Origin of the sequence: Flavobacterium sandaracinum (assembly GCF_004349135.1) — a bacterium.
Classification (GTDB): Bacteria; Bacteroidota; Bacteroidia; order Flavobacteriales; family Flavobacteriaceae; genus Flavobacterium; species Flavobacterium sandaracinum.
On record NZ_SMFN01000038.1, the window covers coordinates 1 to 7,289 of the forward strand.

Annotated in this window: 6 protein-coding genes; 5 read left to right on the forward strand and 1 reads right to left on the reverse strand. The window is 35.6% G+C overall.

Annotated features, from left to right (window positions below):
* Window positions 1-30 precede the first annotated feature (30 nt).
* Window positions 31-414 carry a DUF7793 family protein gene (locus tag E0F91_RS17230; RefSeq protein WP_086452582.1) on the reverse strand — a complete coding sequence of 128 codons (384 nt, stop codon included), beginning with the start codon at window positions 412-414 and terminating at the stop codon, window positions 31-33.
* Between the two features lie 222 nt (window positions 415-636).
* On the opposite strand from E0F91_RS17230, the gene E0F91_RS17235 reads away from it, so the two are divergent.
* The 5 genes from E0F91_RS17235 to E0F91_RS17255 all read left to right on the forward strand — a co-directional run.
* Window positions 637-3,066, forward strand: coding sequence for a bifunctional aminotransferase class I/II-fold pyridoxal phosphate-dependent enzyme/GNAT family N-acetyltransferase (locus E0F91_RS17235; RefSeq protein WP_132067600.1), 2,430 nt, complete (start codon window positions 637-639; stop codon window positions 3,064-3,066).
* Between the two features lie 31 nt (window positions 3,067-3,097).
* On the forward strand, window positions 3,098-3,931 hold the full coding sequence (locus tag E0F91_RS17240; RefSeq protein WP_132067601.1) for an RteC domain-containing protein: 834 nt from the start codon (window positions 3,098-3,100) through the stop codon (window positions 3,929-3,931).
* A 482-nt stretch (window positions 3,932-4,413) separates the two neighbouring features.
* The gene (locus E0F91_RS17245; RefSeq protein ID WP_072944053.1) at window positions 4,414-4,722 is read left to right on the forward strand and encodes a helix-turn-helix domain-containing protein; all 309 of its coding nucleotides are present in this window, start codon (window positions 4,414-4,416) and stop codon (window positions 4,720-4,722) included.
* A gap of 83 nt (window positions 4,723-4,805) precedes the next feature.
* The gene (locus E0F91_RS17250) at window positions 4,806-6,260 is read left to right on the forward strand and encodes a DUF3945 domain-containing protein (protein WP_132067602.1); all 1,455 of its coding nucleotides are present in this window, start codon (window positions 4,806-4,808) and stop codon (window positions 6,258-6,260) included.
* Window positions 6,261-6,320: 60 nt separating this feature from the next.
* The coding region (locus tag E0F91_RS17255) for a DNA topoisomerase (RefSeq protein ID WP_243698929.1) at window positions 6,321-7,289 on the forward strand (969 nt) is incomplete at its 3' end.

The window sequence follows — 7,289 nt, forward strand, 5'->3', positions numbered from 1 at the left end:
AACTTTTAATTTTTTATCTTATAGTAAACGCTAAACAAACCCTTTTAGATAAATTAAAGCGTCATCTTCTTTCGTGAAAATTTGAGTAGGTACAGAGGGCTTACTAATCTCTACATAAAAAGTACTAATAATCAAGGAAAGTTTTTCATTTACAATAAGTGCTACTGCTTGCGTCAAAATAGAGCCCGACTGTGCTAAATGATCTCTTCCAGCTTTCTCAGTAGCAACAACACCCCTAATATCACATAAAATAGGATAAGTACATTCGTTTTGAAAATGAATTCTATCGGTTACAACGCACTGGGCTACCCTTAAATCAATAGTAGTATTAGGCTTGTATTCAAAAAAGAGAATGCCCCCAGAGATCCAAAACCTRGCAAAATCATTCTCATAAAAATCATGTGCTGCAATCATGTTTTACGAATTTAATTTTTCTAATTTAACAAAAATATAAACATCTATTAATAAGACACTTGCCAATTTGGGATTATTTGTTGCAATTTGGAAGTTTTAGTTGTCAATTCGGGACTTTGACTTGTTATATCGGGAGTATTGAGGTATTGGATGAAATAACTTTCAATTTTTATGATGAATTTTAGATATCTAAATTTTTAAAACAACTTAAACAATTTAAAAATGGCAAAAATTAAGCACAATAATTTCATAGACACAGTTGATGAGGTTTTATCAGGAGCAAAAAAAGAAGGATTACTACATCTATATGCAGAAGACAAAAAATTGACAGGTAGGACAATCCAAGTTAAGGGAAAGGAAATGTTTCATTTTGGTACAACAGGTTACTTGGGACTCGAACAAGACATTCGGTTGAAAGAGGCTGCAATAGCAGCCATAAACAATTATGGTACACAATTCCCACTTTCAAAGTCATATATTTCGCATCCGCTTTACAGTGAACTAGAGCAAAAAATTGAATTAATGTATGGTATACCACCCATTATAACAAAGAACAGTACATTAGGACATTTAGCTGTTATCCCGACATTGATAAGAGATGAAGATGCCGTAATAATGGATCATCAAGTACATTGGAGTGTACAAAATGCGTGTCAGCTTTTAAAGCTACGGGGAATTCCAGTGGAGATGATCAGACATAGTAATTTGGAAATGTTAGAAGATAAAATCAAACAATTAACTACCAAATGCAATAAAATCTGGTATATGGCTGATGGTGTATATTCCATGTTTGGTGATTATGCACCTATCCCAGAATTATTGGCTTTGACTCAAAAATATTCTCAGCTTAATCTCTATTTTGACGATGTTCATGGTATGAGTTGGCGAGGTAAAAATGGAACTGGTTTTATTTTTGATATGATAGAAGAACTTCCAGAAAATTGTATTGTGGTGAGTACATTAAGCAAAACCTTTGGAGCCAGTGGTGCGACGGTATTTTGCAGGAATCAGAAACTAAGAGATAAAATCAAAAATTTCGGCGGTCCATTAACTTTTTCCGCTCAGTTAGAACCTGCATCTGTAGCAGCAGCAATCGCTTCGGCAGACATTCATTTATCTCCTGAAATAGAATTGAAACAAAAAGTGCTAGCGGATAAAATCGATTATTTTAACCAGTTATTATCAAACGGAAACCTCCCCATAATTTCAAAAAATGATTCGCCAGTGTTCTTTTTGGGTATGGGTACGCCTGCAACAGCTTATAAGTTTGTGCATCGCCTATTTGAAGAAGGATTTTTTCTGAACTTGGGAATTTATCCAGCAGTTCCAATAAAGAATACAGGAATCAGAATAACATTATCGAGCCACAATAAGCTAGAAGATATWRMAGCCTTAGCTGATGCAATGGAATACCATTTTCCCAAAGCTTTGGAAGAAACAAATAGTAGTGAAATCAAAATCAGACGGGCTTTTGGAATGGACAATAAAAAAGCAGAAAATATTTCACAATCAAAAGAGCAGGAGCTTTTTATCGAAGAAAAAAATACCATTCAAGATATTGAAAAATCAGCATGGAATCAATACATGGGAAAACAAAATATTTTCGATTGGGATGGTATTGTTTATTTAGAAAAAACATTTAGTCAGCATCCAGACCCGACTAACCAATGGGATTTTTACTATTATATCATTAAAGACAACAAAGGTATCATAGTATTAATGACCTTTGTTACCTACGGTCTTTGGAAAGACGACATGCTGGCTACTGAGTCGGTCTCCATCCATTTGGAAGAAATAAGAAAGACTAATCCTTTATACCTCACCTCAAGAGTATTGGGTATGGGGTCTCTATTCACCGAAGGAAAACACTGCTTTATCAATCAGGAACATCCTTTTGCAGAAAAAGCATTGAAACTATTATTGGATAAGCTGGAAGAAAAATACAATGACTTAAATGCAGACATGCTAGTTTTAAGAGATTTCGAAAAAGACAACAGCTACAACAAAACAATAGTAGATCAAGGTTATTTCAAAATAGACATGCCGGAATCCTGTGTAATTGAAAATCAAGTTTGGCATTCACACGAAGAGTTTACAAAAACATTATCGTTGCGTTCCCGTAAACATTTCAATAAAGAGATAGAACCTTATGAGAAGTACTATGATGTTGTAATAAAAGATAAATTGAGCAAATCAGAAATATCAAGAGCATATCAACTCTACAACAATGTAAAAGACAATAATTACGCTATCAATACATTCCGATATACCCAAAAAATTTTCGAAAATATGAATGAAAGTCCCAACTGGGAATTTATAGTATTAGCCTTGAAAGCAGAGCCCGAAAATCCATTTGTAGGAGTTATGTTTTGCTACAAAAACGACAATCATACCTATGTCCCCGAATTAATAGGTATGGATTATAAATGGGCAAAAGAATACCAACTGTATAGGCAATTGTTATTTCAAACCATTAAAAGAGCTAATGAGTTGCAACTTCAAAAGATTGATTTTGGGGTGTCAGCCTCATTTGAAAAAAGAAAATTAGGAGCTAGGATAATTCCAAAAGTAGCCTATGTTCAGGCAAGAGACAATTACGCAATGGAACTTATGAATACTTTGCAAAATGATTACAAATCAATTGCAAAATGACGAAAGATATTGACAACTAATATTTAAAAAGATGTTTAAAAAAGCGATTGAATCATTTAATGCTGTCTGCAATGAAATTTTAGAGGCAAACGAAACAATGCAAAATAAGGCTTGTAATGGAATTGTATTGTGTAATAAAACATTAACGAACTTAAAAGAGATAGTTGATAAAAATGATTTCAACACCGTTCCTGAGGAGATCGATTTTTTCAAAAATATCAAACCCGTTCCTATGAGTTTATTGATCTATTTTACAGAAGTGCGTTCCTGCGAGCTAAGAATGCCAAAAGCGGGTAACACTTATAAAGTCGAATTCCTCCAAAAAGAATTGCGGAAAATTAATAAGTTCTTTTACAGAAATGCTGATTTTGTGCATTATATGGAACAAGGATACAGTTATCTGGATCATCAATTCTTTACTCGAAACCATCGCGATAATTTTCCCTTTACACCTATGACTGATTATTACCAATTTCCGGAATTTTCAACATCGCAAGACATGCTCTGGGCAAAAGTAAAGGCGATGTATCGATTTATTCATTACATCCGACAAGCACTAAAAAGACTAAAAGTGGATGATTCTGATATTTTTGAAGAAAAAAAGCATAAAGTATTGGTATGGACAGGGCCAAAAACAGCTTTGACAGAATTAATCTACGCCTTGTTTTCTAATGGAACAATCAATCATGGTGCGGCAGATATTAATACGATAACGACATCCTTTGAAGATTTTTTCAACATCAAACTTGATAACATCTATAAAACTTATACTGAAATTAAAGCACGTAAAAGCAGTAAGACAAAATTTCTGGAGGAATTAACGCTAAACCTACAGCAAAAAATGTACAGAGAAGACCAAGAATAAAGACTTAACTACTATGCCCACAAGCAGTAAATCCTGATTTAAAAGGATATACTGCTTTTTTTATGCCAGAATCAATCAAAGAACAATTACCAGAAAAATTAAGGTTTTTACTTTTTTCGTACTACGAAAGCCATGGGGATAAAATCCAATAAAAGCTGCTGAATTTTATAAAAACATACTAAACAGTACTAATCTAAAAACAGAAATCATGGTTGCACTCATTTTTCATGACAAGATTAATCAAATAATTGGCGCCTAAAAAGAGAATATTTTAAATCGAATAAGAAATCATCATTTTATGGAGAATTATTTTCCAGTAAAACCAAGGCTTTAAGCATTTTAAATGTTAAAGTTTTTCAGTACTACGAAAGCCATTGGGATAAAATCCAACAAAAGCAACTGAATTTTGTAAAAGCATTTTAAACAGTACCTCTATCTGGAAGAATTGCTACATACTGCGTATTGAACCTAAATTTTTGATTATGAATATCGACAGAATAGAATTTATGGCTTGGATGGAGCGAATCATGGAGCGATTTGACATCCTTATGGAATTGGCAAGTGGGACTAAAAATCAACATGCGATTATTGATGGAGAAGAGCTGTTGGACAATCAGGATATTTTACAAATACTGAAGATAAGCCCACGATCCTTGCAGCGTTACCGCTCTTCCGGTAAGTTACCCTATTATACAATTAGTGGAAAAATTTATTATAAGCTCTCAGATGTGCACCAGTTCATCAGAGAAAGCTTTACCGCTCCCATGTCCAAAGTAAAAGTCAACGGCTGACAAATGATGTCAATCAAAGCCAAACGAAGAGAAACAGTGACAGCTTCTTTACTTTCGATATTGAAATAGAAAATATTCAGATTATGAGCGAAAAAACTGTAGATACACCAAAATCTCCCGAACAATTATCTGAGATGTTATTGGTACTGGATAAAGAGAAAAATAAAATTCAGGCTGTAAAGGGCATTGATAAAAATGGCAAGCTGAAAACCGTTGAACCTATAAAGAAAAACCAGAACCAGTTTATGCGGGTGGATAAGAATGGCGATTTATTTTCTAACTTCTTTTCTAATTTTTTCAGCCAATTAAAGGATCCTAGTCGTTTTTCCTTTTTCAAAGTTCCTGAACCTGTTGCTATTGATATGGCAAATGAAATGCAACAACAGATGGATAAACCAAGTCCCGAAGGGGAACCACTGATGAAGCAATACGAAGTGAAAGCAGAACCTGATAAAAATAATAATAAACAAGAAAATAAAAATAGTATGGCAACAACACAGACAACATCAGAAAAAAGCGAATACCGCTATAAACCAGAACAGATTGACTGGGAAACAATGAATAGTCTCGGACTGAACAAAGAAAAACTTGAAAAGATGAACCTCCTTGATCCTTTATTGAGAGGGTTTAAAACCAATGAGCTTGTACCTGTAAGCCTTAATCTAGGCACTGCCGTTACCCGTATGGATGCACGTCTGTCTCTGCAACAAAATGATGAAGGAGTGGTTGTGGTTGCCATTCACGGTATCCGCAAAGAACCTAACCTGAATTTTGCTTTTTTCGGTCATGAGTTCAGCAAGGAAGATAAAGAGAACCTGCTCCAAACAAGCAATATGGGACGTGTGGTCAATCTGACCAATCCTAAAACGAATGAGACCATTCCCTCTATTGTCAGCGTAGATAGGCTGACTAATGAGCTTGTTGCTCTGCGAACAGACAAAATCAAAATCCCTGATGAGATCAAAGGCGTGAAATTGGATGATGTACAAAAGCAAACCCTAATGGAGGGTAAGCCGCTTCATATAGAGGGTATGACTTCCAAAAAAGGAACTTCGTTTGATGCAGACGTACAATTCAATGCCGACAAACGTTTTGTAGAGTTCTTGTTTGACAGAAATAATACCAATAAGCAATTGCAAAACAATGAGCAAAGCCAGTCGAAGGAAACTCCGAAAACTTTTAGAGGAAAAGAACTGGATAATGAGCAATATCAAAAGTTCAAAGACGGTCAGACTGTCTATGTTAGTGGATTGGTGGACAAGAAAGGTAAAGAATACAATGGTTACATCACTTTCAACAAAGAGACAAACAAAACAGATTTTTCTTTTCAAAACCCGAACAAAATTAAAGAAGAGGCAAAACCTACAGAAGCTCATAAAACACAGACGGCAGTCAATTCTGAAGGCAAAACTGATGAAGCGACCAAGAAGATCAAAGAGCCTTTAAAATCAGGACAAAAAAGTCCCGATAGCAAGGAACAGATGGAGGAACAGGAAGCAGACAAAGCGCCGGCCAAATCTAAAGGACGTAAAATGTAATGTCACATGAAATGCCTTTTGCATTCCATGTGACAAATAAAAAACAGTAAAAATAAACACATGAAAGTAGTTATTGCTGAAAAACCAAGTGTAGCAAGGGAAATAGCCAGCCTGTTGGGAGCCTCCGAAAAAAAGGATGGTTATCTGACAGGTAACGGTTATTATGTCACGTGGGCTTTTGGACATTTAGTGGGGTTAGGTATGCCGGAAGATTACGGCATTTCCGGGTTTCAGAAATCGTCCCTGCCGATACTTCCCAATCCTTTTTTATTGACAGTCCGAAAAGTCAAAAAAGACAAAATCTATACAGTAGATGCAGGAGCGTTAAAGCAGTTAAAGGTAATTGAACATCTCATTGGCCGTAGTGAAAAGATAATTGTTGCAACCGATGCTGGGCGTGAGGGTGAACTGATATTCCGCTATATCTATGAATACCTCAAAATCAACAAACCCTTTGATCGTCTTTGGATTAGTTCGCTGACCGAAAAGGCAATCAGGCAGGGTTTAGACAACTTAAAACCTGGTAGCGATTTTGACGGATTATATCAGGCAGCGCAGGGCAGGAGCCGAGCTGATTGGCTTTTGGGCATCAACGCTTCTCAGGCATTAAGTATTGCTGCAGGAAATGGTATCTATTCACTTGGTAGAGTGCAGACACCTACACTAGCTTTAATATGCAAGCGCTATCTGGAAAATAGAAATTTTTCGGTGCAGCAATACTGGCAAATACAGGTGTCCCATACAAAAGAGTTCATAGATTTTAAAAGCCTTTCCAAAAACAAATGGCAAGATAAAAAGCTTGTGGAAAATATATTAAAGTCCATCGAAAGAAATGGCAATACAGTTACGGTTACCACTGTAGAAACCAAAAGCGTGACGGAACAACCGCCTTTGCTGTTTGATCTGACTGGCTTGCAAAAAGAAGCCAATAAAAAGTTGAATCTGACGGCTGAAGAAACCTTGAACATTGCGCAAAGCCTGTATGAAAAGAAATTTATTACTTACCCGCGTACTGGGAGTAAATATATT

Coding starts and splice junctions, on each gene's coding strand:
- E0F91_RS17240 (WP_132067601.1), top strand. CDS start 3,098: ATGTTTAAAAAAGCGATTGAATCATTTAATGCTGTCTGCAATGAAATT.
- E0F91_RS17245 (WP_072944053.1), top strand. CDS start 4,414: ATGAATATCGACAGAATAGAATTTATGGCTTGGATGGAGCGAATCATG.
- E0F91_RS17250 (WP_132067602.1), top strand. CDS start 4,806: ATGAGCGAAAAAACTGTAGATACACCAAAATCTCCCGAACAATTATCT.